The sequence below is a fragment of the Pseudomonas sp. P179 genome (assembly GCF_000478485.2).
GTDB lineage: Bacteria > Pseudomonadota > Gammaproteobacteria > Pseudomonadales > Pseudomonadaceae > Pseudomonas > Pseudomonas aeruginosa.
This window is the reverse complement of record NZ_KI517354.1, coordinates 140,985-165,487: the sequence shown is the minus strand read 5'-3', so window position 1 is coordinate 165,487 and position 24,503 is coordinate 140,985. Positions and strand designations below refer to the sequence as shown.

23 protein-coding genes are annotated in these 24,503 nt (G+C 67.3%); 9 read left to right on the top strand and 14 right to left on the bottom strand.

From position 1 onward, the window contains the following. Positions 1 to 76 precede the first annotated feature (76 nt). From HMPREF1224_RS13735 to lldA, 3 genes are all read left to right on the top strand, one after another. Positions 77 to 400: a transcriptional repressor gene (locus HMPREF1224_RS13735; RefSeq protein ID WP_003089535.1), complete on the top strand. Its 324-nt coding sequence runs from the start codon at positions 77 to 79 to the stop codon at positions 398 to 400. 41 nt (positions 401 to 441) lie between these two features. Beyond that, the gene (locus tag HMPREF1224_RS13730; protein ID WP_003114511.1) at positions 442 to 1,362 is read left to right on the top strand and encodes a LysR substrate-binding domain-containing protein; all 921 of its coding nucleotides are present in this window, start codon (positions 442 to 444) and stop codon (positions 1,360 to 1,362) included. 96 nt (positions 1,363 to 1,458) lie between these two features. After that, a complete protein-coding gene (gene lldA, locus HMPREF1224_RS13725) occupies positions 1,459 to 2,610 on the top strand; it encodes an L-lactate dehydrogenase LldA (RefSeq protein WP_003104946.1) in 1,152 nt (383 codons plus the stop codon). A 76-nt stretch (positions 2,611 to 2,686) separates the two neighbouring features. Here the strand turns inward: lldA and HMPREF1224_RS13720 are convergent, their stop codons facing one another. Beyond that, on the bottom strand, positions 2,687 to 2,929 hold the full coding sequence (locus tag HMPREF1224_RS13720; protein ID WP_003089526.1) for a DUF1654 domain-containing protein: 243 nt from the start codon (positions 2,927 to 2,929) through the stop codon (positions 2,687 to 2,689). Between the two features lie 294 nt (positions 2,930 to 3,223). Here HMPREF1224_RS13720 and HMPREF1224_RS13715 point away from each other — a divergent pair, with 294 nt between their 5' ends. From HMPREF1224_RS13715 to HMPREF1224_RS13705, 3 genes are all read left to right on the top strand, one after another. Further along, the gene (locus tag HMPREF1224_RS13715) at positions 3,224 to 3,460 is read left to right on the top strand and encodes a hypothetical protein (RefSeq protein ID WP_003104944.1); all 237 of its coding nucleotides are present in this window, start codon (positions 3,224 to 3,226) and stop codon (positions 3,458 to 3,460) included. A gap of 266 nt (positions 3,461 to 3,726) precedes the next feature. Beyond that, a complete protein-coding gene (locus tag HMPREF1224_RS13710) occupies positions 3,727 to 4,197 on the top strand; it encodes a (2Fe-2S)-binding protein (RefSeq protein ID WP_003089521.1) in 471 nt (156 codons plus the stop codon). Next, positions 4,194 to 6,509 (top strand): xanthine dehydrogenase family protein molybdopterin-binding subunit, encoded by a 2,316-nt coding sequence (locus tag HMPREF1224_RS13705; RefSeq protein ID WP_003114512.1) that lies wholly within the window; start codon positions 4,194 to 4,196, stop codon positions 6,507 to 6,509. The genes HMPREF1224_RS13710 and HMPREF1224_RS13705 overlap by 4 nt, the downstream gene beginning before the upstream one ends. 416 nt (positions 6,510 to 6,925) lie before the next feature. Here HMPREF1224_RS13705 and HMPREF1224_RS13700 read toward each other — a convergent pair whose 3' ends face one another. After that, a complete protein-coding gene (locus HMPREF1224_RS13700; protein ID WP_010793016.1) occupies positions 6,926 to 8,131 on the bottom strand; it encodes an ABC transporter substrate-binding protein in 1,206 nt (401 codons plus the stop codon). A 200-nt stretch (positions 8,132 to 8,331) separates the two neighbouring features. Next, positions 8,332 to 8,973 carry a LuxR C-terminal-related transcriptional regulator gene (locus tag HMPREF1224_RS13695; protein ID WP_003110901.1) on the bottom strand — a complete coding sequence of 214 codons (642 nt, stop codon included), beginning with the start codon at positions 8,971 to 8,973 and terminating at the stop codon, positions 8,332 to 8,334. A gap of 276 nt (positions 8,974 to 9,249) precedes the next feature. On the opposite strand from HMPREF1224_RS13695, the gene HMPREF1224_RS13690 reads away from it, so the two are divergent. Continuing rightward, positions 9,250 to 9,645 carry a DUF4280 domain-containing protein gene (locus tag HMPREF1224_RS13690; RefSeq protein WP_003089513.1) on the top strand — a complete coding sequence of 132 codons (396 nt, stop codon included), beginning with the start codon at positions 9,250 to 9,252 and terminating at the stop codon, positions 9,643 to 9,645. Between the two features lie 22 nt (positions 9,646 to 9,667). On the opposite strand, the gene HMPREF1224_RS13685 is transcribed toward HMPREF1224_RS13690, so the two are convergent. The 11 genes from HMPREF1224_RS13685 to tssB form a co-directional block, all read right to left on the bottom strand. Further along, complete coding sequence (locus tag HMPREF1224_RS13685; RefSeq protein ID WP_003114514.1) at positions 9,668 to 10,204, bottom strand: toxin-antitoxin system YwqK family antitoxin; 537 nt, start codon at positions 10,202 to 10,204, stop codon at positions 9,668 to 9,670. Positions 10,205 to 10,214: 10 nt separating this feature from the next. Then, the gene (tssI, locus tag HMPREF1224_RS13680; RefSeq protein WP_010793015.1) at positions 10,215 to 12,218 is read right to left on the bottom strand and encodes a type VI secretion system Vgr family protein; all 2,004 of its coding nucleotides are present in this window, start codon (positions 12,216 to 12,218) and stop codon (positions 10,215 to 10,217) included. A 6-nt stretch (positions 12,219 to 12,224) separates the two neighbouring features. Beyond that, positions 12,225 to 13,010 (bottom strand): hypothetical protein, encoded by a 786-nt coding sequence (locus HMPREF1224_RS13675; protein WP_003116945.1) that lies wholly within the window; start codon positions 13,008 to 13,010, stop codon positions 12,225 to 12,227. 69 nt (positions 13,011 to 13,079) lie between these two features. Continuing rightward, on the bottom strand, positions 13,080 to 13,955 hold the full coding sequence (locus tag HMPREF1224_RS13670; protein WP_003116944.1) for a hypothetical protein: 876 nt from the start codon (positions 13,953 to 13,955) through the stop codon (positions 13,080 to 13,082). A gap of 90 nt (positions 13,956 to 14,045) precedes the next feature. Continuing rightward, positions 14,046 to 16,595, bottom strand: coding sequence for a type VI secretion system ATPase TssH (gene tssH, locus HMPREF1224_RS13665; RefSeq protein ID WP_010793014.1), 2,550 nt, complete (start codon positions 16,593 to 16,595; stop codon positions 14,046 to 14,048). Position 16,596: 1 nt separating this feature from the next. Next, a complete protein-coding gene (gene tssG, locus HMPREF1224_RS13660) occupies positions 16,597 to 17,613 on the bottom strand; it encodes a type VI secretion system baseplate subunit TssG (RefSeq protein ID WP_010793013.1) in 1,017 nt (338 codons plus the stop codon). Further along, complete coding sequence (gene tssF, locus HMPREF1224_RS13655) at positions 17,577 to 19,370, bottom strand: type VI secretion system baseplate subunit TssF (RefSeq protein ID WP_010793012.1); 1,794 nt, start codon at positions 19,368 to 19,370, stop codon at positions 17,577 to 17,579. The genes tssG and tssF overlap by 37 nt, the downstream gene beginning before the upstream one ends. Next, positions 19,354 to 19,779, bottom strand: a complete 426-nt coding sequence (gene tssE / locus HMPREF1224_RS13650) for a type VI secretion system baseplate subunit TssE (RefSeq protein ID WP_010793011.1) — start codon at positions 19,777 to 19,779, stop codon at positions 19,354 to 19,356. The genes tssF and tssE overlap by 17 nt, the downstream gene beginning before the upstream one ends. A 12-nt stretch (positions 19,780 to 19,791) precedes the next feature. Next, entirely contained in the window at positions 19,792 to 20,289 is a 498-nt protein-coding gene (locus tag HMPREF1224_RS13645) for an Hcp family type VI secretion system effector (protein ID WP_003089495.1), read from the bottom strand. 73 nt (positions 20,290 to 20,362) lie between these two features. Continuing rightward, on the bottom strand, positions 20,363 to 21,847 hold the full coding sequence (tssC, locus tag HMPREF1224_RS13640) for a type VI secretion system contractile sheath large subunit (protein WP_003089494.1): 1,485 nt from the start codon (positions 21,845 to 21,847) through the stop codon (positions 20,363 to 20,365). 22 nt (positions 21,848 to 21,869) lie between these two features. Then, positions 21,870 to 22,415 (bottom strand): type VI secretion system contractile sheath small subunit, encoded by a 546-nt coding sequence (gene tssB / locus HMPREF1224_RS13635; RefSeq protein ID WP_003089493.1) that lies wholly within the window; start codon positions 22,413 to 22,415, stop codon positions 21,870 to 21,872. A gap of 208 nt (positions 22,416 to 22,623) precedes the next feature. Between tssB and HMPREF1224_RS13630 the strand changes: the two genes are divergently transcribed. Then, positions 22,624 to 23,100, top strand: a complete 477-nt coding sequence (locus tag HMPREF1224_RS13630) for a hypothetical protein (protein ID WP_003124582.1) — start codon at positions 22,624 to 22,626, stop codon at positions 23,098 to 23,100. 59 nt (positions 23,101 to 23,159) lie between these two features. Next, the gene (gene tssK / locus HMPREF1224_RS13625; protein ID WP_003122697.1) at positions 23,160 to 24,491 is read left to right on the top strand and encodes a type VI secretion system baseplate subunit TssK; all 1,332 of its coding nucleotides are present in this window, start codon (positions 23,160 to 23,162) and stop codon (positions 24,489 to 24,491) included. The last annotated feature ends 12 nt before the right edge of the window (positions 24,492 to 24,503 follow it).

The following is a 24,503-nucleotide window of genomic DNA, read 5'->3' as shown; positions in this document are numbered from 1 at the left end:
ACGTGCAGGCAGCGAGCAGGGATGCTCGGCTTCGGCGGGGACCCGCTACCCACTCGTCCACGAAAGGAGCGTCACGATGACCCATTCGCCCGTCAAACAGATGTTGAAGGAGGCCGGCCTGAAGATGAGCCTGGCCCGGCTGAAAGTGATCGATGCGCTCTGGGAAGCCTCGGGGGAGCAGGGCCGGGTGCCGATCCGCACCCTGCACCGGCGTCTCTCCGAAACCGGTACGCCGCTGTCCCTGGTGAGCATCCGCCAGGTCCTCGGGCGCCTGGTGGAAAGCGGCCTGGTGACCCTCGACGAACAGGATGTCTACAGCCCCGGCAAGGCTTCCTGGGGCGGTGCCGCCGGTTCCGCGGCGCCCGAGCGCCGCGCCGCGGCCAACGAGCAGCGGCTCTGACGCGGTATCCCTGATCTCGGGCAGCGGGTAAAGTCTGCCCCATGCTCAATCCCGACGATTTCCGTTTTCCTTCCATCGAAGCGTTGCAGGCGTTCGAAGCGGCTGCCCGGCTGGGTACCTTCGAGCGCGCCGCCGAACTCCTGTCGATCACCGGCAGCGCCGCCAGCAAGCGGGTTTCCGGTCTCGAGGGGATGCTCGGGGTGAGCCTGTTGCAGCGCGACGGCCGCTCGCTGGCGCTGACCTCCCACGGCCGCGAGTACCTCGAACAGATCGCGCCGATCCTCGCCCAGCTCGCGGCGGTTCCGCTGCATCGTCGCCAGGTCCAGCGCCAGCAGCGGCTGACCCTGCGCACGCCGCCGACCTTCGCCCGGCAGATCCTGATTCCGCGCCTGGCGTCCTTCGCCGAGGCCTGTCCGGAAATCGAGCTGGAGATTCTCCTGTCGAGTCCTTCGGACGGCCAGGACCTGCCGCTGGCCGATGTCGAGGTGCGCGGCGACAGCCATGGCGTGGCGGCCGGCGAGCGGCTGCTGGAGGAGCGCGTGCTACCGATGGCCGCGCCGGGGCTGCTGCTCGGCCTGCCGCGGCCCTGGACGCCAGCCATGCTCGCCGGCCTGCCGTTGCTGCGCTCGCCGCTGGAGCCCTGGCAGCCGTGGTTCCGCGTGGCCGGGCTGGACTGGCCGGAGCCCTGCGCCGGGCCGCGCCTGCTCGATTTGGGCATGACCCTGGAAGCCGCCGCCAACGGCCAGGGCGTGGCCCTCGCGCGACCCTCGCTGGCGCGCGCCTGGCTTGCCGAGGGGCGGCTGGTGGTGCTGTTCCCGCTGCGTTCGGCGCCGACCCACCATTACCACCTGCGCAGCCACCAGGCCTCGCCGGCCAGCCAGCGTTTCGCCGCCTGGCTGGCGGCGATCTGCCGCGAGGCGGTGGTCCAGGGCAGGGAATTCCTTCCGGCGGCGGACGACTGAAACGGCGGAATTTCCTTCCGCCGATGCCGACAATTATTCCGCCTGCGGCGGTACGTCGCGCTCTACCATCCAGCCACCCCCGAAGGAGTGGACTGCATGAGCGTCATCACCGATATCGAAGACCTGCGCCGCCTGGCGCGCAAGCGCGTGCCGCGGATGTTCTACGACTACGCCGACTCCGGTTCCTGGAGCGAAGGCACCTACCGCGCCAACCAGGACGACTTCGCCGCGATCAAGCTGCGCCAGCGGGTCGCGCGGAATATCGAGAACCGCTCGCTGCGCACCCGCATGCTCGGCCAGGAGATGGCCATGCCGGTGGCCATCGCGCCCACCGGGCTGGCCGGCATGCAGCATGCCGACGGCGAGATCCTCGCCGCCCGCGCCGCCGCCGAGTTCGGCGTGCGCTACACCCTGTCGACCATGAGCATCTGTTCCCTGGAGGACATCGCCACGGAAGTCGGCCAGCCGTTCTGGTTCCAGCTCTACGTGATGCGCGACCGCGATTTCATCGAACGCCTGATCGACCGTGCCAAGGCCGCCGGCTGCGACGCGCTGGTGCTGACCCTCGACCTGCAGATCATCGGCCAGCGCCACAAGGACCTGAAGAACGGTCTCTCGGCGCCGCCGCGGCCGACCCTGGCCAACCTGCTGAACATCGCCACCAAGCCGCGCTGGGCGCTGGGCATGCTCGGCACCCGGCGTCGCGGTTTCGGCAACATCGTCGGGCACGTCAAGGGCGTCGACGACATGGGCTCACTGTCCGAGTGGACCGCCCGCCAGTTCGACCCGCGGCTGAACTGGGGCGACGTCGAATGGATCAAGCGGCGCTGGGGCGGCAAGCTGGTACTCAAGGGCATTCTCGATGCCGAGGATGCGCGGTTGGCCGCCGACTCCGGCGCCGATGCGCTGGTCGTCAGCAACCATGGCGGACGCCAACTGGACGGCGCGCCCTCGACCATCAGCGCGCTGCCGGCGATCGTCGAGGCGGTGGGCGAGCGCATCGAGGTCTGGCTCGACAGCGGCATCCGTTCCGGGCAGGACGTGCTCAAGGCCATCGCCCTCGGTGCGCGCGGGACCATGATCGGCCGTCCCTATCTCTACGGGCTGGGCGCGCTGGGGCAGGCCGGAGTGACGCGGGCGCTGGAGATCATAGCCCGCGAGCTGGACCTGACCATGGCCTTCTGCGGCCATACCGACATCCGCGAGGTCGGCCGGGACATCCTGTTGCCGGGAAGCTATCCGCGATAGCCGCGAACAGCGAATGGAAGGGAAGGGAAGGGAAGAGCGCAAGCCGCGCGGCTCGACGGCCGCGCGGCAAACAGGATCAGGCGGCGGAACTCCAGCGCAGGACGATGCTGCCGTCGCGCTGCGGGTCGAGCAGCCACTGGTTGGAACGGTCGAAGCTTTCCAGCAGGTGGGCCCAGTCGCCCTCGTCTTCGCCGGGCAATCGGGAAATGCAGGCCTGGCAGGCCTGTTGCGCGGCCGGGGCGTGGATGATGCGCTGGATGCGGGTGTTCAGCAGGTCATAGGCCGTGGGCAGGGCGGGGATCGATGCAGTGTGGTTCATGGGTGCCTCCGCTTGCTTTCTCGGTTATGGGTGGGTGGATAAAGGAACCCTCGGTTCCGGCGAGATACCTTTGTAGCGAAACTCGTGTGAAGAAAGTATTGCAACGTTGTCGCAGGGGCACGCCGCAGGGATGTACGGCTCTTGGCAACGGCTCTGGCGGTAGGCGACACTGCGTCGCGAGGAAAATCGTTGCGCATTGTTTCAATGCGCGGAAAGGCGTTTTTCCAGGGATGGGCTTTGACCGGCACCCAGTGCAAGGCAAGGTGACCGGTACTTCTCGACGGATACGACTGCATGGCGTTAGAACCTTCCGATGTTTTGCTCGAATCGGTGTTTTGTCAGCTGGATGCCGACACCCCGCGTTCCCTCCATGATCTCAAGGGCGACCCCAGGGCCAACCTGCTGGCGATCCGCCTGCTGTTCCGCCAGGGCCGCATCACCGGCGTGCTGCTGGACGACCCCAGCGGTGCCGAGGACCAGCATGGGCCGTTGATCTACCACGCCGAGCGCCTGCGCGTGCGGCGCGGCTAACGCCGTTTCCCCTGGCCGAGCCGCTCGCTTTCCGGCGAGCGGCGAGGAGCGGGCCACCGGGAATGCTGCCTCGCCCGGGCGATTCCCGCCCGGCTTGGGTATCGTTGAATTCCATTCAACGATACGTTCAGTTCTGCCAGGTTATGCGCCGCAGTCCTCTCGCCAATAATCTCCCTTCAGTCCGATGAGAGACTCGCCGCGCCCATGGGGGGGCGGCGCAGTCGCCGTGCGACTCCATAACCAGAAACCAGAAAAGGCGTGCACCGATGATTACCCTGAACCTCAATGGCAAGGATCATCAGCTCGATGTCACCGAGGATATGCCCTTGCTCTGGGCCATCCGCGACGTCGTCGGCTATACCGGGACCAAGTTCGGCTGCGGCATGGGCCTGTGCGGCTCCTGCACCATCCATATCGACGGCCAGGCCACCCGTTCCTGCATCACGCCGGTGAGCCTGGCGCAGGGCAGGAAGGTCACCACCATCGACCACCTGCACACCGACAAGGTCGGCGAAGTCGTCCAGCAGGCCTGGCTGGACATCGGCGTGGCGCAGTGCGGCTACTGCCAGGGCGGGCAGATCATGTCGGCCACGGCGTTGCTGAAGAGCAACCCCGCGCCCAGCGACGAGCAGATCGAGGCGGCCATGGCCGGCAACATCTGCCGCTGCGGCACCTACAACCGGATCAAGACGGCGATCCACAACGCCTCCGCCAAGTTGCAGGAGGCCAAGGCATGAAGCGCTCGTACCCCGACGATCTGGTCATCGGCAATCTCAGCCGCCGCGGTTTCCTCAAGGGCGTCGGCGCCACCGGCGTGCTGCTGGTGGCTGCCAACTGGGGCTGGCGCGACGCCCTGGCCGCCGAGAAGAAGGCCTTCGGCGCCGACGCCATGCCCCACGGCTGGGTGGACAACCCGAAGATCTACGTGAGCATCGACCGGGACGGCACGGTCGGCATCGTCTGCAACCGCTCGGAAATGGGCCAGGGCGTGCGCACCAGCCTGGCGATGGTGGTGGCCGACGAGCTGGAGGCCGACTGGAGCCGGGTCAAGGTGATCCAGGCGCCCGGCGACGAAGCGCGCTACGGCAACCAGGACACCGATGGCTCGCGCAGCATGCGCCATTGGTTCGAACCCATGCGCCGCTGCGGTGCGGCGGCGCGACAGATGCTCGAACAGGCCGCGGCCAACCAGTGGAAGGTCCCGCTGGGCGAGTGCCGCGCCGAACAGAACAAGGTGCTGCATGCGCCCAGCGGCCGTTCGCTGTCCTTCGGCGAACTGGCCGAGGCCGCCGCGGGTCTCGAAGTGCCGGCGCGCGACAAGCTGCTGCTGAAGAAGCCCGAGCAGTTCCGCTACATCGGCAAGGACGTGGCGCGCGCCATCGACGGCGCCGATATCGTCAATGGCCGCGCCGGCTTCGGCTTCGACGCGCGCTTCGACGACATGCTCTACGCCGTGGTCGCCCGGCCGCCTGTCTACGGCGGCAAGCTCAAGCGCTACGACGCCGCCGCGGCGCTGAAGGTGCCGGGGGTGGTCAAGGTGATCGAGATCGAGGGCCGGCCGATCCCGTCCGAGTTCCAGCCGCTGGGCGGGGTCGCCGTGGTGGCGCAGAACACCTGGGCGGCGATCAAGGGGCGCGAGGCGCTGGTGGTCGAGTGGGACGCCGGGGTCAACGGCGGCTACGACTCGGTGGCCTACCGCAAGCAACTGGAAGAGGCAGCGCGCAAGCCGGGCAAGGTGGTGCGCGACAGCGGCGATGCCGCGGCGCTATTCGCCAAGGGCGGGGATATCGTCGAGGCCGAGTACTACCTGCCGCACCTGGCCCAGGCGCCGATGGAACCGCCGGTATCCACCGCCTGGTACAAGGACGGCGCCTGCGAGGTCTGGGCCCCGACCCAGGCGCCGCAAGTGACCCGCGAGCGCATCGCCGAGCGCCTGAAACTGCCGTTCGACAAGGTCACGGTCAACGTGACCCTGCTCGGCGGCGGTTTCGGCCGCAAGTCCAAGCCCGACTTCGTGCTGGAAGCGGCGATCCTGGCCAAGGCGTTCCCCGGTCGCCACCTGCGCGTGCAGTGGACCCGCGAGGACGACCTGCATTTCTCCTATTTCCACACGGTCTCGGTGGAGCGCCTGCAGGCCGTGCTTGGCGCCGACGGGCTGCCGCAGGCCTGGCTGCATCGCTCGGTGGCGCCGAGCATCACCGCACTGTTCGGCCCGGACAGCAAGCACCAGGGCGCCTTCGAACTGGGCATGGGCCTGACCAACCTGCCGTTCGCCATCCCCAACGTGCGCCTGGAGAACCCCGAGGCCCCGGCGCACACCCGGGTCGGCTGGTTCCGTTCGGTCTCCAACATCCCCCACGCCTTCGCCATCCAGAGCTTCGTCGGCGAACTGGCGGCGAAGGCCGGCCAGGACCCGAAGGACTACCTGCTCAAGCTGCTCGGCCCGGCGCGGCGGATCGACACCGCCGAACTCGGCGACAGCTGGAACTACGGCGAGTCGCCGGAGCGCTACCCGCTGGATGTCGGCCGCCTGCGCGGGGTGATCGAGGAGGCGGCGCGCCAGTCCGGCTGGGGCGGCGAGCTGCCCAGGGGCAGGGCGCGGGGAATCGCCGCGCACTACAGCTTCGTCACCTACGTGGCGGTGGTGATCGAGGTGGAGGTGAAGGACGACGGCGCGCTGCTGGTGCACAAGGCCACCATCGCCGCCGACTGCGGTCCGCAGATCAACCCCGAGCGCATCCGCTCGCAGCTCGAAGGCGCCTGCGTGATGGGCCTGGGCCTGGCGGCGCTGGGCGAGATCAGCTTCAAGGATGGCAAGGTCCAGCAGGACAATTTCCACCAGTACGAGCTGGCGCGCATGCCGCTGGCGCCCAAGGCGGTGTCGGTGCATCTGCTCAAGCCGGATGGCGACCTGCCGTTGGGCGGGGTCGGCGAGCCCGGCGTGCCGCCGATAGCGCCGGCGCTGTGCAACGCGATCTTCGCCGCCACCGGCAAGCGCATCCGCGAGTTGCCGATCCGCAATCAGTTGCAGGGGTGGCGGAAGGCCTAGGTCCTTCGTCCTGGTCGTCGCCTGCGTGAGTTCGCGCGAGCGCAGGCGATGGATCAGGTTCTACGCGGAAGTCGTTGTCGAAGAAGAGTTTTCCGTGCCGTCGTCCTTCCCTGGCAGAGGCCTGTCGGCGGATAACGCGGGTGGCCTCGTTCGCCCTGCGCAGCGAAGGCGGCAAGCGGACGCCAGGGCGGACAACGGGTAGCGTTATGCGCCGCCTTGTCGTCTCAACTTAAAGTGAATTCTAGTATTTTATTTATCTTATTAATCAATAGGATAAATCGTTCATTAAAAGTATTTTATAAGAAGTGGGAGTCTTCCCAGCCGCTCCAGGCCGCCTGCTTGCCGTCGAAACCTGATAGGCAATTCTCCAGGATCGACGACCCCGCGTCGTCCGTGCGCGAGGCCGTCATGGCGGTTCAGTAGATCGGCAGGTCCGGTTCGGGCAGGGCGACGATGTCGTTCGCCGTCAGCCCCAGCAGGCTCATCAGCGCCGGGTCGCGCAACGGCGACTCGCCGCGTACCGGGCCGAAGATTTGCGCCATGTGCCTGCGCAGGCTGGCCACCCGTTGGCGATCGGCCATCCAGCGGGTGAAATCGTGCACGTCGACGTTCTTCAGCGACTCCAGTGGCGGCAGCCCAGGCGCTTCGCCGACGTCAGCGCGGGCGCGCCAGCCGCCGTAGCTGGACTGGAACTCGGCCGAGCCCAGGTAGGACAGCAGCAGCTTGGCCGTGGCCGGATGACGGGCGGCCTTGAAGATCGCCGCGCGCTGGTTCCAGACGATGAACGGCTCGTCGGTCGGGATGAAGTAGCCGGCCGGCGTATCGCTGTCGGTCGCATAGCCGGTCAGGTTGCCCAGCGAACCGATGGAGTCGGTGCCCACCGAGGCCGCCGGCGCCGCCGTGCCGCGCAGGAAGTTCGGCTTCTGCGCCGCCAGGGCGCGCAGGAAACCGCTGCCGTAGCGCCGTTCCAGCTTGTCGTAGACGTACAGCACCGCATCGTCGTCATGGGGATAGGTCAGCACCAGCTTGCCCTTGAAGGCCGGCTTCAGGTAATCGGCGAAGCGCGTCGGATAGCGCTCCGCTGGCAGCCGGACGGAAGCGTAGGTCGGCACGAAGGCGTTGTTGTAGGCCGTGACATAGGCGCCGTCGGGATCGGCGTAGCCTTTCTTCTGCCGGGCGAAGCCGACCGGCTTGTAGCGCAGCAGCACGTCGCGGGCCTTCCATTTGTCGAAATCGAAGGTGGTTTGCAGCATCGCCACGTCCGGCGTCAGGGTGCCGGCGGCGAGTTCCTGGTCGATGCGCAGGTCGTGGAACTTGGAAAGGTCCACCGTGACGTCCAGGATCACGCCGGGAAAGCGGCTCTCGAAGGCCGTCTTCAACCAGTCCATCTGGTTCGGCGCGTCGCCGCCGGCCCAGAGCACCACCTTGCCGCCTTCGCCCCGTGCGCGGGCGTAGAGCGAAGCGAGCCTGTCGGTCTCGCCGGGAATGACCAGGGGCGCCCCCGCGGTTTCCGGCCCTAGAGCTGGCTTTCGTGGCAATTTTCCCGCCGTTTCGCTGGCGAACGAAGAAGATGCGAAGACCAGAACCCATGCCGCCATCAGCGGCTTCACCCTGTCGATCATGTGCCGTTCCTCTGCTGAAAACGAGCGTCGCCGCTCCCGGTGAGGCCGGCGCGCAGGCGCGCCCCTCATGGATGGGACTGGTCCGCCGCGACGGGCTTCAGCGCCGCGAGGAGACTTCGCGGAAAATCGCGGCAGACTTCTCGTTTCGGCATTCTCGGATGCTTGCGCGGGAACTCCGGGTACGGCCGCGTGGAACCTGCCTAGAAACCGGCCTTCACCGCCAGCGCCGCGGCGGCCGTCCGCGTGTTCACTTCCAGGGCGCGCAGCAGCGAGGAAACGTGCACGCGCACGGTGAACGGAGAGATCGACAGCGCGCGGCCGATTTCCTTGTTCGACAGGCCATCGGCGATCAGCCGCAGTACCGCTTGCTGCCGTGGGGTCAGGGCGTCCAGGAGGGCGCGTTGCCGACTGCCGGCGCTCGACCCGCCGCGCAGGCGCACCACCGGTTCGCCGCTGCCGAGCGTCTGCAACGCCGTGCCGATCTCCCCGGCCTCCAGGGATTTGCCGAGGTAGCCGTCGGCGCCGGCGGCCAGCACCTCGTCCACCAGACGCGGGTCGTCGAGCATCGAGACGATGACGATTGCGCTGTGCCGATAGGCGCGACGCAAGCGCTCGATGGACTGGGAGGCGGCGAAGCCGGGAAGCAGCAGGTCGAGGACGAAGAGGGCGGGAGGTTCCGGCGAGACGCTCGAGGCCAGGCGCAGCACCTCGTCGAAGCTGCCCGCTTCGCTTACGGCGGCTTGCGGGAGGTAGCGGCGGACGACCCGTCTCAGGCCATCGCGGAACAGGGGATAGTCATCGGCGACGATGACCCGTGCGGGGAGGCTTCTTGTGCTAGGCATTGTCGTCCCGTCCATGGGGGCGGCCAGGGTACTGCAACCCCTGCATCGACCGGCCGCGGGCCGGCCGGCGAGGGCGCTGCGGGCACCGTTCGATCCGCCGAAAATCCTTTTTCGTCGATCCCTGTCGCGGGGCTCCGCCCCGCATGACAGCGGAATTCTAGCGCCGCTGGCGACACGCATGTCGGGCATTCGTCAGAAAAACAGCAAGCCAGCCCCACGGCGAGCGCGATGGGCTGGTCTATCCTGCTACAACGCCATCGCGCTCGGGAGGACGGCATGGGCTGCCCGCAGGTCTGCGCCGGCGCCACCCTGCAATGCAGCTTCGGGGCGGCGCCGACGGTGCTCAACGTGTTGCCGCAGAACCGCACCCTGACCAGCGGGATGCCGGCGGCGAACATCATGGACCACATCCCGCTGCTGAACATTCCCACCTTCGGCCTCTGCCAGAGCCCGGCCAACCCCGTGGTGGCCGCCGCCACCGCCGCCGCCCTCGGCGTACTGACGCCGATGCCGTGCATTCCCGCCACCGCCAGCCCGTGGATCCCCGGCGGCCCGCCGACCCTGCTGCTGGGCGGGATGCCCGCGCTGGACGCCAATGGCACGCTGATCTGCACCTGGGGCGGGGTGATCAAGATCAGCGTGCCGGGACAGGTGCAGATGCTGATTCCCTGAGCGCCGCCTGGCCGATGCGCGCCTAGGGCTCCGCCAGCCTGGTCCACCACCAGCGCCAGCGCGCCATGGGCTTGCCCTCGCTGTCCAGCGGCCGGCCGTCGTCGGCGAACGGCTGGGCGCCGTCCAGTAGCTGGCCGTTCAGGTAGCGTCCGTCGAAGGCCAGTTGGCCATTGCCATGGAAGCGTTGGTAGACCCCGTCGCGTACGCCGTCGCGGTAATGCTCGCGCTCGGCCACCTGGCCGTTGGCGAAATAGTTGAACGCTTCGCCGTGGAGCAGCCCGTTGCGGTAGTGCGCCTTGCGCTGCAACCAGCCTTCCGCGGCATGGAAACTCGCCGGCCCGTGCAGCTTGCCGTCGACGAAGGCGAGTTGCGCGGAGACCTTGCCGTTGGGATGGAACAGGGTGCTGGCGCCGTGCAACTGGCCCTGCCGGTAGCCGAGGCTGGCCTGCGGCCTGTCGTGCTCGTCGATGCGCAACGGGCCTTCCAGGCTGCCGTCGAGCAGGTTGCCGGCGAGATGGCTGTCGCCACGAACCAGGTCGAGCTTGCCGGATGCCGCCATGCGCTTCTCCTCAGTTGACCTTTACCAGGCCGCCCTTGATGGTCAGCATGCCGCCGCCGTCCACCGTCTGTTCGGCGCCGGCCTTGTTGGTCAGGCTGACGCCGGCATCGTTGGTCAGGCTGGTGCCGGCCTTGTTGGTGAGGGAGGTGCCGGCCTGGTTGGTCAGCGACGTCCCGGCCTTGCTGGTCAGCGAGGTGCCAGCCTGGGCGGCGAGGTCGGCGTCGCTCTTCAGGGTCAGGCTGCCGCCGCTCTGCAGGGCGAGGGTGCCGCTGACCTTGATGGTCAGGTTGCCGTCCACCGTCAGCTCGAAGTTGCCGCTGACCTTGTGGCTGTAGTTGCCGCCGGTGCTGTGGGTCTGGTCGGCGCCCACCGTCACCGTGCGCGTGTCCTTCACATCCAGACTGTCGCTGCCGGTCTGGATGGTCACCGTGCGCTTGCCTTTCTCCAGGGTGACGGTCTCGTCGCCTTCCTTCACCGTGCGGGTGCGGGCGTTCTGCACCGTCAGGGTCTCGTCGTGGCCGATGCTGGCGGTGCTGTCGTTGAGCACGTTGACGTTGAGGTCCTTCTGCGCCTGGAGGAAGACTTCCTCGGCGTCCTTCTTGTCCTCGAAGCGCAGCTCGTTGAAACCGCCGCCGCCCTTCGACGAGTTGGTCTTGATCCCGGACTGCGTCTGGTTGTCCGGCAGCGCGTAGGGCAGGGCGTTGTCGCCGTTGTAGACGCAGCCGGTGACCAGCGGGCGGTCCGGGTCGCCGTCGATGAAGGTGACGATCACTTCCTGGCCGATGCGCGGCACGAACTGCATGCCGAAGCCCTTGCCGCTCCAGGGCAGCACCACGCGCACCCAGCAGGAGGAGGTCTCGTCGTTCTTGCCGTCGCGGTCCCAGGGGAACTGGATCTTGATCCGGCCGTACTGGTCGGTCCAGATCTCCTCGCCGGCCTTGCCCACCACCAGGGCGGTCTGGGTGTGCATGCGCGGCTTGGGCGTGACCCGCGCGGGGCGGTAGGCGGTGGCCTTGGGGATCGCCTCGAAGCGGTTGCGGTAGTGCGCGTGACTGGCGTCATGGGTGACCGAGGTCAGCACCCAGTCGATATTCAGCGAATCGTCGTCATGCCCGCTGAGGGTGAACCAGTGGCCGGGCACCAGCCAGCGGCAGTCGCTCTCGCCGATCAGGCGCGTCTCCTGGCTGCGCAGGCCGTCCACGCGCTGCTTGGTCAGCGCATCGCCGCGGCCCTTGGCGGTGTAGCCGCCGGGGTGTTCGTACCGTGCGCGCGGCCCGGCCTCGGCCTGTGCCTGGGAATAGAGCGAAGTACTGGGTGTGGTGAACTCGTAGTCGGTGGCGCTGTAGGTCCCGGCGACCGCCTGCAGGCAGTACTGCGCCGAACGGATGCCGTGCAGTTCGCGCACGCCGATCTCCTGGTCCAGGTATGGCACCTTGGGCCCGTTGGGGATCGGCGGGAAGGCGTCGTTGCTGTCCGCCAGCACCAACGTGTGCTTGCCCACTTCGTGGATGAAGAACCAGAAGATGCCTTCCTCCTCCAGCAGGCGCGAGACGAAGGCGAAGTCGGTCTCGCCGTACTGCACGCAGTATTCACGGGGCTCGTAGCTGCCGGTCAGCGACAGCTTGAAGTCGGTGAAGCCGTGGGCCTTGAAGATCGTGGTGACGATGTCGCTGGTGGCGAGGTTCTGGAACACGCGGTTGTTGCTGGCCAGGGTCAGCCACCAGAGCCATGGTCTGAGTACGAGTTGAAAACGGTCGGCAGTTGCGTCGGCGGGGAGCTGGTGGATTTCGGCGACCAGGGCGTCGAGGGGGCGTTGCTGGGAGTCGTTGTGCAGGGTGGCGCTGAGGTGCGAGGCGACGGTGTTGGATAGTGTCAGCGACGTGGAGCTGTTGCCCTGGAGAGACATGCTGTCCAATGTATTCAGCCTCTCGCCTCCGGCTAGGGTTTCCAGATTTAGGTCGCTCAACAACTCGGCGACTAATGAGAGGCTGCTGGTATCAGTGCAGCGAGACATGGTCGGTCACCAGTTCATTCGGGCGCAGAGAATGTCGTGGGTACTAGCAGTGGCGGTGCTGTAGTCCTCGGAAAAGTTGAATGCGGTATGTGGCGGCGATGTCGCCATAATGTGGTCGAGGTTATTGGCAACCCCGGTGAAGTTGTCCAGTGGGGTATAGCCGGCATAGCTCTTGCCCAGTGCTGCCGGCTTGGCGTTCATGTCGCCTGCGATGACGATGAAGTCCGGGACGACGCCGATCGCGAGCATCGGGTTGTTGAGCAGTCCGCTTTGATCCAGCGCCAGATAAGCGTCGATCAAGGCTCCACCGCTCATCGAGCCCACGATGATCGGTAGCAAGGACACGCCAAGGGGGGCATGCCAGGTGATTAGCAGGATGTTGCTGCCGCCGACCTGCAGAAGGCTATAGGCGGGTGTTCTGGCAGGTGGCGTCCAACTGGATGCCTGTAAGGCAGTATGGCCTGCCCAGGCCATGAATCCCGGATCGGCTGCATAGTTCCAGAGTGCAAGGGGAGTGGACACAGTCACACTCGCATTGCGCGTAGCACAGATATAACCCTTGCCCCCACCTCCAAGATTTTCATGGATGTGATGCACGGTGTAGCCAGCGAGGCCAGTCAGATAGTTACTGATGGCGCCTCCTGCACCTTGTTGAGCCTCCTGAATGAGGTAAATATCGATCACCGGGTGTGTGGCGTGAGCGGCATGGGTGGCAGCCTCGGCAGCCAGACTTGCCGCCTTCGGAAAGCTTTCGCCAGTACTATTCCAGGTCAGGATTCTGATGGAGGGCATGCTTTTTACATCCTTGTGCTTCTGGGGGCTGCCATGTAGAAATGGCAACCCTACCTTTATCTGGATTGTTCAGGGGAAGGTAGGGTCCTTAAAGGCATGTTTCGCCACATACACCGCAGTGCCACACCTGGGGCAGGAGCGGTGCTCGGCGAATATCTGGACAGCAGTATTTGTACGGAATTTATTGCCGCATTTGGGGCATTGCGTCAGGCCAGTTTGCTCGACAGCGTGCGGTGCTGCTTTAGGTGGGGAGCCGTCGGCTTTTTTGTATCTGGGCGTCCGCAGCCAAGTTGGATACTTGCGATGCTCGCGCCCTTCCAAAGTCACGATCCACATCTCTGGCCGATAGGGAATGAAGGCCTGATCCTTGTACGGCAGCATGCCTTGTAGCGCGGTGTGTAGGGCCTCGCGGCGAGCTTCGTCGACTGCTGGTGCTCCCCCTCGGGGGTTGTAGACTGTCAGCCGTGTAGCCTCAAATTCTCTCCGGTTGAATAGTGAGAGAAAGTCTTCCATGGCGTCATACAGCCGCTGCAACGCCTGCATTCTTGCCGGCTCTGTCCCCTGAAGGCCGTGCCTGAAAAGATCTAGGTCGGTGCCACCCTCATCGTCCCTGTCGGCGGGCCCTTCGACAATGTTCCAGGCAGGCCAGGAGAGTTTGGCGTAAAGCTCATCGCAGTCCTCTTGGGTCATCTGGGCATTCATCAGCCTGGAAATCAAGGGCCCCCACGAAACCACTCCGATGACTTTTACGTAGAGCACGCACCCTTTCCAGTAGTCGCACATCAGCAAGGCTTGCCAAGTATCGCGCAGTGTCTGCCAGGGGATGATGTGGTGATACTTCCACGAAATGTCCGGGACCAACTGCGTGCGCTTCCAGTGGAATGGAACGCTGTCACGCTCATTGGGCTTCACTCCGCTGAAAGATCCGCTCTTAGTGATCGACACAGCTCCTCCTAATTGATGCTTCTGAATAACTTCAGTGCGCGTGCCAGACAGTTGCTGCTTGACCAAGTAACGGAGTGGTGATGCTTGTAGCTACTCCAACACCCACTCCGCCAACTTCCCCGTCACCTCCGCCATCAACACATTCTCGATATCCCGCGCGCCCGCCGCGCTGCACTTGGCGAGCACGGCCTTGACGATGGCCGGGTCGAAGTCGAACTGTTTGCCGGTAGCGGCCTTGTAGCGTTCCCGCAGTTTTTCCAGCTTGGCCACGACGATGCCTTCCAGGGTGGCTTCCTCCAGCGGCCGGTAAGGCACCACGGTCATGCGCGCGAGGAACGCCGGGCGGAAGGTTTGCAGCAGGACTTTGCGCAGGCGCTCGTCGAAGGCCGGGGTGGCGACCTGTTCGGCCGGGCTGTCCAGCAGCAGTTCGGCGCCGACGTTGCTGGTGGCGAGGATCACGGTGTTCCTGAAGTCCACCACCAGGCCGGTGCCGTCTTCCATCACGCCCTTGTCGAACACGTTGTAGAAGGCTTCCAGCACGTCCGGATGGGCTTTCTCGATCTCGTCCAGCAGCACCACCGAATAGGGCTTGCGGCGCACCGCTTCGGTGAGCACGCCGCCGCTGCCGTAGCCGACGTAGCCGGGCGGGGCGCCCTTGAGCTGGCTGACGGTGTGGGCCTCCTGGTACTCGGAGAGGTTGATGCTGATCAGGTTGCGTTCGCCGCCGTAAAGGGCGTCGGCCAGGGCGTAGGCGGTCTCGGTCTTGCCCACGCCGGTGGGGCCGGGCAGGAGGAATACGCCGACCGGCTTGGCCGGGTCGCTGAGTCCGGCGCGATAGGCCTGGATGCGCTGGGCGATGGCGCCCAGGGCGGCCTCCTGGCCCATCACCCGCTGGCCCATTCGTTGCGCCAGGGAACGGATGGCGTGGGCTTCGTCGGCGAGCATCTTGCCCACCGGGATGCCGGTCCAGCCGGCGATCACCGCGGCCACGGTACGCGAGTCCACCTGCTCGGGAACCAGCGGGTCGTCCTGGCGGATGGCTTCGAGGCCGGCCGCCAGGCGCGCCAGTTCGGCGGCCAGGTGGTCGATGCGACCGTCCAGTTCCTCGTCGGGCTTGGCCGCGTCGGCGCTTTCGCTGAGGGCCAGCAGTTCGCGGCGGATGTCGAGCAGTTCGCGCACCGCTTCGCGTTCCTCGTCCCAGCGGGTCTCCAGCTCGCGGATGGTCCGGCGGTTATCGCCCGACTCGCTTTCCAGGGCGGTGATACGCGCGCTGTGGTCGAGGCCGGTGGCCTGTTCCCGGCGCAGCCGCTGCAATTCCTCTTCCAGCGCCTGCTCGCGATGGCGCAGGCTTTCCAGCGGCGGCGGCACGTCGTGCTGGCCGAGGGCGACCCGCGCGCAGGCGGTGTCGAGCACGCTGATCGCCTTGTCCGGCAACTGGCGGCCGGAGATGTAGCGATGCGACAGCTTCACCGCATCGACGATGGCCGCGTCCATGATCTGCACGCCGTGATGCAGTTCCAGCTTGCCGGCGACGCCGCGCAGCATCTCCACGGCGGTGGCCTCGTCCGGCTCCTCGACCTGGACCAGCTGGAAGCGCCGGGTCAGCGCCGGGTCCTTCTCGAAGTATTTCTTGTATTCCAGCCAGGTGGTGGCCGCCAGGGTGCGCAACTCGCCGCGCGCCAGGGCCGGCTTGAGCAGGTTGGCGGCGTCGCTGCCGCCTTCCGCGCCGCCGGCGCCGATCAGCGTGTGCGCCTCGTCGATGAACAGGATGATCGGCTGCGCGCTGTTGCGCACGGCGTCGATCACGCCCTTGAGGCGCTGCTCGAACTCGCCCTTCATGCTGGCGCCGGCCTGCAACAGGCCGAGGTCGAGCACCCGCAGGATCACCTCCTGCAACGACGGCGGCACCTCGCCGGCGGCGATGCGCAGGGCCAGGCCCTCGACCACAGCGGTCTTGCCGACGCCCGGCGCGCCGACCAGGATCGGGTTGTTCTGCCGCCGGCGCAGGAGGATGTCGACGCACTGGCGGATCTCCCCGTCGCGCCCGACTATGGGGTCGATGCGCCCGGCGCGGGCTTCGGCGGTGAGGTCCTGGGTGTACTGGTCGAGCAGCGGGTCCGGGGCGCTTTCCGGCTTGTCGCCGCCTGCCGCCGGGCGGTTCGGCGCGGGCGGCTGTTCGCGGGAGGCCTGGATCCACTCCAGCAGGTTGGCCTGCAAGGCCTCGTGGGGAATCCGCAGCAGCGACGACGCGCTGTTCAGCAACAGGGCGCGGCGCTCCTCGCGGTCGAGCAGGGCGAGCAGCAGCAGGCCGGAACGGATCTGCGCCTGGCCGAGCACGCTGGCGTGGACCACGGCGTCCTCGAGCAGGCCGATGGTGTGCGCGGACAGCGCCGGAGTGCGGGTATTGCCGGCCTTGAACAGCTCCAGCGACAGGTTGATCTCGGCGACCAGGGCGTCGCGCTCCAGGCCGAAGCGCGGCAGCAGGCAGGCGAAGTCGCCGCCGTCGATGTCCAGCAGCTCCAGCAGCAGGTGCTCGATCTCTACGTAATGATGGGTGCGTTGCAGGCAGCGTTGCGCGGCGCGCTCCAGGGCGCGGCGACAGTCCGGGTTGAGGCGGCCGATCAGGGCGGCGAGTTCCATTTCAGGCTACCTCCGGCTGCCGCAGGTCAAGATCGATGCGCTGCCGCTGGCCGTCTTCGACGCGCCGCAGGCCGGTGTTCCAGCTCAGCCTGGGCGGTGCACCGCGCTCCAGGCGCAGCGGCGCGCCGCCGCTCACCAGCAGGCTCAGGCGACAATCCAGGTCGGGGCCGAAGTACAGCGCGGCGAGGCTGGCCAACTGGCCATGGGCGTCGCCGTCGGGGAAGAAGCGGGCGGCTTCGCGGGCATCCAGCGGACCGAGACTGAGGGCGATGCCGGCGTGCTCGTCCCAGGTGCGCGTGCCGGCTATGGCGTCGCGACCCAGGCGCAGGTTGCGTCCGCCGCGTTGCAGCCGGCTGCGGCTGGCCGCGGGGATTTCCTTCCAGGCGCCCTGGTAGGCGTCCAGCCGTGCCTCCACGCCGAAGTGCTGGCGCACCAGGCCGGCGAAGCCGGCCAGGGAGCGACGCCCGCCGGCGAACAGCGCGGTGCGTGCCAGCACCGCGCTGTCCGGCAGCGCCAGGCGCTCTTGCAGGGCTTTCGGCAACAGGCCGCTGAGGGCGCGTAGCTGCGCCTGCACCGGGGTCGCCGCCGGCACCGCGAAACCGAGCGCCACGCGATGCTTGCGCAGTACCCGGTAGAGCAGGCTGAGCAGGCGGTGCTGGAACAGGTCGAGGAACTCGGCGGGGGCATGGTCCTTCTGCCGGGCACGCTGTTGCAGCCATTCCTGGTAGGCATAGGGCAACGGGCCGTCGGGGCCGCCGAGGCCGAACACCGGGGTGGACAGCACCGGTTGCTGCGGGTCGTCGAGCAGGCTTTCCACCTCGCTCGAGGCGAACAGCGGCAGCAGCGGCCCGCGCAGGCGCAGGGCCTCCGCCGGCGGCGCGTTGCCGGTGCCCAGCGGCAACGCCTGGGGACGCTCGCGTTCGAGCAGCAGCAGCGCCTGCAACAGTTCGAAGCGCTGCGGCGTGCGGCGCAGCCGCTGACTCAGAGGGAGAGCGGCGAGCCGGCCTGGGGTTGCCATGTCTTCACCTCCTTGTCGGCTTCCACCAGGACCGTGCGCACGAAGCGGTTGGCGGTGGCATACAGCGAGAAGAACTGCGCCAGCACGGCGGAGAACAGCACGCCGCTGGCGCCGACGAAGTGTTGCGGATCGAGTCGCAGGCGGATTTCCAGGCCATTGCGCCAGCCGCGCCAGGCATCCTCGCCGACGTGCGCCACCACCCGCTGGCAGTCGAGTTGCCGCAGGCCTTCTATCTGCCGGCGGGCGCTGGCGTCGTCGCGCAGGTTGTGCAGGGCGAGGATTTCCCGCAGGGCTTCGAGGGCGCGCGGACCTTCCACCAGCGAGAGGTGGTTGAGGGTCAGCTGCGAGACCAGTCTCCAGCGCGACTGGCCGTCCAGGCGCGGCTGGCTCTGCGCGCTGGGCGCGTTGCGCAGGCGTGCGGCGGCGACCGGCCCGGGCCGTTCGAAGCCCAGCGCGGTGCCGGCACCCAGGCGCTCGGCCAGATAGCGATTGGTGCATAGCAGCTCGGCGGTCAGGCTGAAGGCCGGGGCTTCGCGTAACGGGTCGAAGCCGGTATCCACCAGGCTCAGCAGCAGGTCGCTGCCCAGCCGGTTCGGGGTCAGCCCGGCGATGCGCCGGGCGTGCCAGTAGAGCGTGCCGAGGTGGCTGTCGTGGCGGCAGCCATAGTAGGCCGGGACTGGCTGCACGGTGCTCCCGGCCACCGAGCGCACGGCGCGGATGCTATGGATTTCCACGCTGTTCTCGCGGTGACTGTCGGCGACCAGGCGGTACTCGCTGCGGGTGCCGTCCGGGCGCAGCGGCTCCGAGGTCCGCGGAAAGAGGTTGATCGCCGGCGCGCAGCCGAGCTGGAAGTCTTCCGCCTGCAAATGCAGGCGTGCCGTCGGTGCGCGATCGAAGACCAGGTACAGGTAGAGCGTCTGTCCGTCGGCGAGCGCGCCGGACAGTGGCAGGTCGAAGAAGTGGAACTTGTCGGGGAAGGCGAAGTACTCGGCGAGCAGGCGCAGGCCCGGATGTCCGCCGTCTTCCTCCGGCAGCAGCGCCTCGTCGGCGGCGAAGCCGACGATCTCCGGCAGTCCGCGGAGCGCCGCCGGCGGCGTGCCGGGCGCCCCCGCCATGACCTGCACGGTATGCGCGGCGAGCAGGTCGTAGAGGATCGCGCAGCCCATCGGCGAAGCCGCCAGGTGGATGCGCAGGCGCTCGATCGACAGCTCCTCCCAGCGGTACTCGCCCAGGCAGCGCAGGCTCAGGCGCAACGCCGAGCGGGCGGCGCCGACTCCGGTCAGGGCTTGCGCCTCCTCGCCGCCGAGCAGGGTCGCTTCGTCGATCGCCAGCGGCCACAGGGTCGCCTCGGCGCTGCTGCGGAAATGCACGCTGTCGCCGCCGCGGGTGGTGACGAACAGCGCGGTGTCGCGCGGCAGCCGGTAGCCCTCGGCGAGGTTGCCCTGGGTCGGGTCCGGTTCGAACTGGACGATCGCGCAGGACGGCAGCGGGCGCAGCGCCAGCGGGTAGAGCTGTTCGAGGAGGGCGTCGCTGAACTCCGCGTAGTCGTCGTCGAGGCGCCGTTGCAGGCGCGCGGTGAGCAGCGAGAAGCCTTCCAGCAGACGCTCGACGTGCGGGTCGGGGCATTCGCCGGGGGCCAGTTGCAGGCGCCGGGCGACCTTCGGATAGCGCTCGGCGAAGGCGCCGCCGGCGTGCCGTAGCCAGGTCAGCTCGCGCTGGTAGTAGTCGAGCAGGTCGGCATCAATCGAATCGCTCATGGCGCACCTCGAGGCTATCGTTGCCCTGTTCGATGACGAACAGCGCAGGCGTCAGGCGCGACCCGCTGCGCAGGCTGCCGCCGAGCTGGATACGCAGGCGCTGCGGATTGCCCGGGTCAGGTTCGACCTCGACCTCGGCCAGTTGCAGGCGCGGCTCGAAATGCTCGACCGCCACCCGCACCTCGCGCGCCAGCTGGCGCCGGTCTTCGGCGCGCAGGCGTTGCACGGCGGTCCAGTCGGCGAGCCCATAGGCGAGGATGCCGCTGCGCGCATTCGCCGGACGCCGTGTATTGAGCAGGCGCAGCAGCTCGCCGCGGACCGACTCGGCCAGCGCCCGGTCGTCGAACGCTGGACGTTCGTCGGCCTCGGCGCTGAGGCGCTCGAACAGTGGCGGCAGGGCTCCGGACATGTCGGCGCTCGGTCACTTGACCAACTGGTTGGCGGCCAGGTCCCAGGTCGAGGCGGCCGTGCCTTCCTTGGTGCCGTCGTCCTTCTGCGCGGTCAGCTCCCACTTGATCTTGGTGAAGTTCAGCGACAGGGTTTCCACCGGCTTGCCGCCGGCGCCGCCGCTGACGCTGACGTTGGAGAGCACCACGTTGTTCAGGGTGTAGACGATGAAGGGCATGATCTGCCCGTTGCCCTCGGCGGCGTTGCGGCCGATGGTGATGGTCGCCTCGGCGATCGGCTTGCCGGCGCAGCAATACTCGTTGAGGGTCGGGGTCGAGGTGTCGATGAACTTGGTGAGGGTGAATTCGCCGACGTGGGGTTTGCCGGAGGTGCGTTCCGAGTTGCTGACGTCGTTGGTGACCTGCATCGCCACGTTGTGGCTGTAGGACATGATTTCGATCTTGTTTTCGTAGCCGACGAGCAGGCTGTCGCCTTTGATGTCGCTGCCGAAATCGAGAATGATCGCATCCATCGCATCTGACTCCTGGAGAGGGGCTGTCTGGAACGGGAAGGGCGCCCCGCCGGCGCTGCCGGCGGGGGCGAGCTCACGCCGCTACCGGCGGCGGCAGGTTGGCGACCAGGCGGATCGACGCGCTGAGTTCCTCGAGCTGGAAGTGCGGCCGGAGGAACACCGTGGCGCGGTAGGCCCCCGGTTTGCCGGCCACCTCGCTGACATCCACCCGCGCCTCGCGCAGCGGGTACTGCGCCTTGATTTCCTGCGGTGCGTTGTCGTTGATCAGCACGTAGTCGGCGATCCAGTTGTTCAGGTAGGTCTGCACGTTGTCGCGGGTCATGAAGCTGCCGACCTTGTCGCGCATGATCACCTTCAGGTAGTGGGCGAAGCGCGATGCCGCCAGCACGTACGGCAGCATCGCCGACAGGCGCGCGTTGGCGTTGGCCTCGTTGGTGTTGTAGAGCCTGGCCTTGTTGGTGGTCTGGCCGCCGAAGAACACCGCCACGTCGCTGTTCTTCTTGTGGCACAGGGAAATGAAGCCGAGATCGTTGAGTTCCTTCTCGCGGCGGTCGGTGATCGCCACCTCGGTCGGGCACTTCAGCGACAGGTCGCCGGAGCTGGTGCGGAACGTGTGCGCCGGCAGGCCCTCGACCGCGCCGCCGCCTTCCGCGCCGCGGATCGCCGCGCACCAGCCGTACTTGGCGAAGGCCTCGGTGATGCGCTGCGCCAGGACCCAGGCGGCGTTGCCCCAGAGGTACTTGGAGTGGTCGGTGCCGTTGACGTCCTCGACATAGTTCATGCCTTCCACCGGTCGCGTCTCCGGGCCGTAGGGCAGGCGCAAGAGGAAGTTCGGCAGCACCAGCGACACGTAGCGCGAGTCCTCGCTCTCGCGGAAGGCGCGCCACTTGATCAGCTCCAGGCTCTCGAAGATCTTGGTCAGGTCGCGTGGCACGGCCAGTTCGGTGAAGCTGTTCATGTCGAACAGGCGTGGGCTGGCGGCGGCGATGAACGGCGCGTGGGCAGCCGCGGCGACGTTCGACAGCTTCTCCAGCAGGCCGATGTCCTGCGGATGGCGACCGAAGGTGAAGTCGCCGATCAGCAGGCTGAAGGGGTGTCCGCCGAAGGTGCCGTATTCCTCTTCGTAGATCTTCTTGAACAGTGCGCTCTGGTCGAATTCGACCGCCTTCTCCAGGTCGTTCTGCAGTTCGTTCTTGCCGACGTTCAGCAGGCGCAGCTTGAGCCGCGCGCTGGTCTCGGTGTTGCTCACCAGTTGGTGCAGGCCGCGCCAGGAGGCTTCCAGCTTCTGCAACTCGGGGTGGTGGATGATCTGGTTGAGCTGGTCGCTGATCAGCGCATCGATCTGGCTGATGCGGTCGTTGATCATCGCCACGGTGTCCTTGTCGACGGCCATGCCCTCGTCGAGGACCTGGGTGGCGAATTCCGCGAGCATGTCGCGGGCATAGTCCTGCTGGCTGTCGTCGTGGGCCATGCGGCCCTTGGCGATGATCTCGTCGAGCAGGGACAGGGTCTGGGTCGAACTCTCGCCGGATTGTTCGGCGGCGGATGACTTGGGCATGGCGGCTTCTCCGGGAAGAGGGTCAGGCCGGCTGGTCGGCCGGGGGTTCGCTGTCGCCGGCCGGGGCCGCTTCGGCTTCCGGGCGGGCCGCTTTGATTTCCTGCAGGCCTTCGGTGTTGGCCACCACGTCCTGCAGCAGCTGGTCGAGGTCGTCGTTGCCGTCGAGCTTGGTCAGCAGGTCGCGCAGGCGCTGGCGCGCCTCGAACAGGCGACGCAACGGGACCACCTGCTTCACCAGGTTGACCGGGTCGAAGTCCTCGATGTGGTTGAAGCGCAGCTCGACGTTCAGCTTGCTGTCGTCGCCGCTGATGGTGTTGTCGACCTGCAGGGTGGCGCGGGGAGAGATGGAGGAGAGGATCTCGTTGAAGTTGTCGCGGTCGATGTCGACGAAACGCCGTTCGACCAGCTTCGCCGGCGGGGTATCCGGCTTGCCGGAGAGGTCGGCGAGGATGCCGACCACCAGGGGCAGCTCCTTCTTCTCGATGGCGTTGCCGATCTCGACGTCGTAGGTGATCTGCACGCGCGGCGGGCGCACCCGGTCCAGCTTGTGCTGCGTACTCTCGGCCATGGCGGCTGACTCCGATGCAATGGTGGGGGCGCAATGCATCGGGGGGATGCCCTGATCATCGCAGTCCCTTGCTGGATCACAGGCATGACAGGGAAAACGGCGCAGAACCTGTCCTTGGCGATCCCTCTGGTCCGTCACTGGCGACGAACTACAAAAGACGCTAGAACAGGTCTATGGATTTGCAAAATAAAATTTTCATTGGACTCCCATGAAGCACGGATGTTTCACCATATGTCGGAAACTCTCCCTGGCGCTGGCGATCCTGGCGCTGGCCGGCTGCTCGTATTTCTTCGCGCCGCGGGTCGAGTTGCAGCGGCTGACCCTGGATGTCGCCGCGCGCGCCAACGACGACTCGCCGATCGCCGTGGATTTCGTCGCGGTGAAGGATGCGGAGCTGTTCAAGGAACTGGCCGGACTGCCGGCCAGCCAGTGGTTCGCCAATCGCGAGCAGTACCGCCGCGACTACCGGCAGCAGTTCGCGGTATGGAGCCTGGAGCTGGTCCCGGGGCAGTTCATCGAGTCGGAGTCCTTCCCCTTGCGCGGCGACCGCGCAACTGGACTTTTGGTCTTCGCCGGCTATAACACACCCGGCGCGCACCGCTTGCGCCTCGACCAGCAGCAGCGCGTCTGGCTGCGTCTGGATACCCGGGAAATGCGACTGGTCAACGATCCCGCCACGCGTTAGCGGAGGGGCAGGCGAGCGACCGTCGTGCACGACAACGTAGGACGTCGAAGGGGAGTCGTATGAGTGTTCTGCCTGACGCGGTGTGCTGGCACGAAGGGATGCAACTGCTTCCCCAGCATTTCCAGTTGCAGGGATTGCGTGCCGAGGCGCTGGCGGCGCGCATCGGACAGGCCTGCAACCCTTGGTTCTGGGGAGTGACCGCCCTGGAACTGGACCCCTCTGCGTTGTGCGCCGGCCAAGTGCGGGTCCTGCACCTCGAAGCGATCCTGCCCGACGGCCTGCCGGTGAGCGTGCAGGCTGGTGTCGACGCGCCGCTGGAGTTCGATCTGGAGACAGCGCTGGCGGCCGCCGAAGGGCCGTTGCTGAACGTCCACCTGGCGGTCAGTCCGCTGTGGCGGGCGGGTCAGTTGCTGCCGCTGAAGGGCCGTCTGCAATCGCGGGTCGGCGCGCCGCTGCCGGACCTGGCCAGCGGCGAGCACCCCGAGCCGATCACCGTCTGGCGAGCGTCGCTGCGGCTGGTCGGCGACGACGGCAAGGCCGACTCCGTGTGCCTGCCGTTGCTGCGCGTGGCGAAGGAGGGCGGCGCCTATGTCAGCCTGCCCTACGTCCCGCCGACGCCACTGATCCTGCCGGAGTCGCCCCTGGGCAGACGCGTGCAGTCGCTTTGCGCGCGGGCCCGGGAGAAGGCGCTGTTCCTCGGCGGGCGCCTGCGCCTGGCGCAGCAGGCGGGCAACCAGGACGACGCGGTGGAAATCCGTCGCCAGCTTGCCGCGCTCTGGACCCGCCTGCCGGAGGTCGAAGGCCTGCTGGCAAGCCGTGCGGCCTCGCCGCTGGCCCTGCACGGCAGCCTGCTGGGCCTGGCCGGTGCCTGGGCGGCGCTCGATCCGCTGGCCGGCGTGCCGGCCTTCGAAGCGCTCGACTTCCTCGACCTGCGGCGTGGCTACGAGCCGCTGCTGGACTGGTTGGAGCGCGCCATCGAGTCGATCCGCGCGGGCTACCGCTGCCTGCCGTTCGAGCAGGAGGAACAGGTATTTTCCGTGCGCCTGCCCGATCCGGCGCCGCGTCAGCGCCTGGTGGTCGGCCTGCGGATGCCCGCCGGCGCCGGCGAACAGGCGGCGGCTGACTGGCTGGAGCGCGCCATCGTCGCCTCCGACCCGCACCTGCCGTTGCTCGCCCGGCAACGCATGAGCGGGCTGCCGCGGCAGCCGATGAATCGCCAGGAACAGGTGGCCTACAGCGTTGGCGACGACACCCGTTTGTTCGTCGTGCAGGGTGCCGGCGACTGGTTCGATGCCGGCCAGCCGCTGCGCATCGTCGCGCCGGTCAGCGGGGTCGCCAGCAGTCCCTGGCAGATCGTGCTGTTCGTCGCCGACGGCAGCGACAACACCTAGACAGGAAGGAGC

Bases quoted from the DNA above. Each gene is read 5' to 3' on its own strand.
- HMPREF1224_RS13735 (WP_003089535.1), top strand. From the start codon at position 77: ATGACCCATTCGCCCGTCAAACAGATGTTGAAGGAGGCCGGCCTGAAG.
- HMPREF1224_RS13730 (WP_003114511.1), top strand. From the start codon at position 442: ATGCTCAATCCCGACGATTTCCGTTTTCCTTCCATCGAAGCGTTGCAG.
- lldA (WP_003104946.1), top strand. From the start codon at position 1,459: ATGAGCGTCATCACCGATATCGAAGACCTGCGCCGCCTGGCGCGCAAG.
- HMPREF1224_RS13720 (WP_003089526.1), bottom strand. From the start codon at position 2,929: ATGAACCACACTGCATCGATCCCCGCCCTGCCCACGGCCTATGACCTG.
- HMPREF1224_RS13715 (WP_003104944.1), top strand. From the start codon at position 3,224: ATGGCGTTAGAACCTTCCGATGTTTTGCTCGAATCGGTGTTTTGTCAG.
- HMPREF1224_RS13710 (WP_003089521.1), top strand. From the start codon at position 3,727: ATGATTACCCTGAACCTCAATGGCAAGGATCATCAGCTCGATGTCACC.
- HMPREF1224_RS13705 (WP_003114512.1), top strand. From the start codon at position 4,194: ATGAAGCGCTCGTACCCCGACGATCTGGTCATCGGCAATCTCAGCCGC.
- HMPREF1224_RS13700 (WP_010793016.1), bottom strand. From the start codon at position 8,131: ATGATCGACAGGGTGAAGCCGCTGATGGCGGCATGGGTTCTGGTCTTC.
- HMPREF1224_RS13695 (WP_003110901.1), bottom strand. From the start codon at position 8,973: ATGCCTAGCACAAGAAGCCTCCCCGCACGGGTCATCGTCGCCGATGAC.
- HMPREF1224_RS13690 (WP_003089513.1), top strand. From the start codon at position 9,250: ATGGGCTGCCCGCAGGTCTGCGCCGGCGCCACCCTGCAATGCAGCTTC.
- HMPREF1224_RS13685 (WP_003114514.1), bottom strand. From the start codon at position 10,204: ATGGCGGCATCCGGCAAGCTCGACCTGGTTCGTGGCGACAGCCATCTC.
- tssI (WP_010793015.1), bottom strand. From the start codon at position 12,218: ATGTCTCGCTGCACTGATACCAGCAGCCTCTCATTAGTCGCCGAGTTG.
- HMPREF1224_RS13675 (WP_003116945.1), bottom strand. From the start codon at position 13,010: ATGCCCTCCATCAGAATCCTGACCTGGAATAGTACTGGCGAAAGCTTT.
- tssH (WP_010793014.1), bottom strand. From the start codon at position 16,595: ATGGAACTCGCCGCCCTGATCGGCCGCCTCAACCCGGACTGTCGCCGC.
- tssG (WP_010793013.1), bottom strand. From the start codon at position 17,613: ATGGCAACCCCAGGCCGGCTCGCCGCTCTCCCTCTGAGTCAGCGGCTG.
- tssF (WP_010793012.1), bottom strand. From the start codon at position 19,370: ATGAGCGATTCGATTGATGCCGACCTGCTCGACTACTACCAGCGCGAG.
- tssE (WP_010793011.1), bottom strand. From the start codon at position 19,779: ATGTCCGGAGCCCTGCCGCCACTGTTCGAGCGCCTCAGCGCCGAGGCC.
- HMPREF1224_RS13645 (WP_003089495.1), bottom strand. From the start codon at position 20,289: ATGGATGCGATCATTCTCGATTTCGGCAGCGACATCAAAGGCGACAGC.
- tssC (WP_003089494.1), bottom strand. From the start codon at position 21,847: ATGCCCAAGTCATCCGCCGCCGAACAATCCGGCGAGAGTTCGACCCAG.
- tssB (WP_003089493.1), bottom strand. From the start codon at position 22,415: ATGGCCGAGAGTACGCAGCACAAGCTGGACCGGGTGCGCCCGCCGCGC.
- HMPREF1224_RS13630 (WP_003124582.1), top strand. From the start codon at position 22,624: ATGAAGCACGGATGTTTCACCATATGTCGGAAACTCTCCCTGGCGCTG.
- tssK (WP_003122697.1), top strand. From the start codon at position 23,160: ATGAGTGTTCTGCCTGACGCGGTGTGCTGGCACGAAGGGATGCAACTG.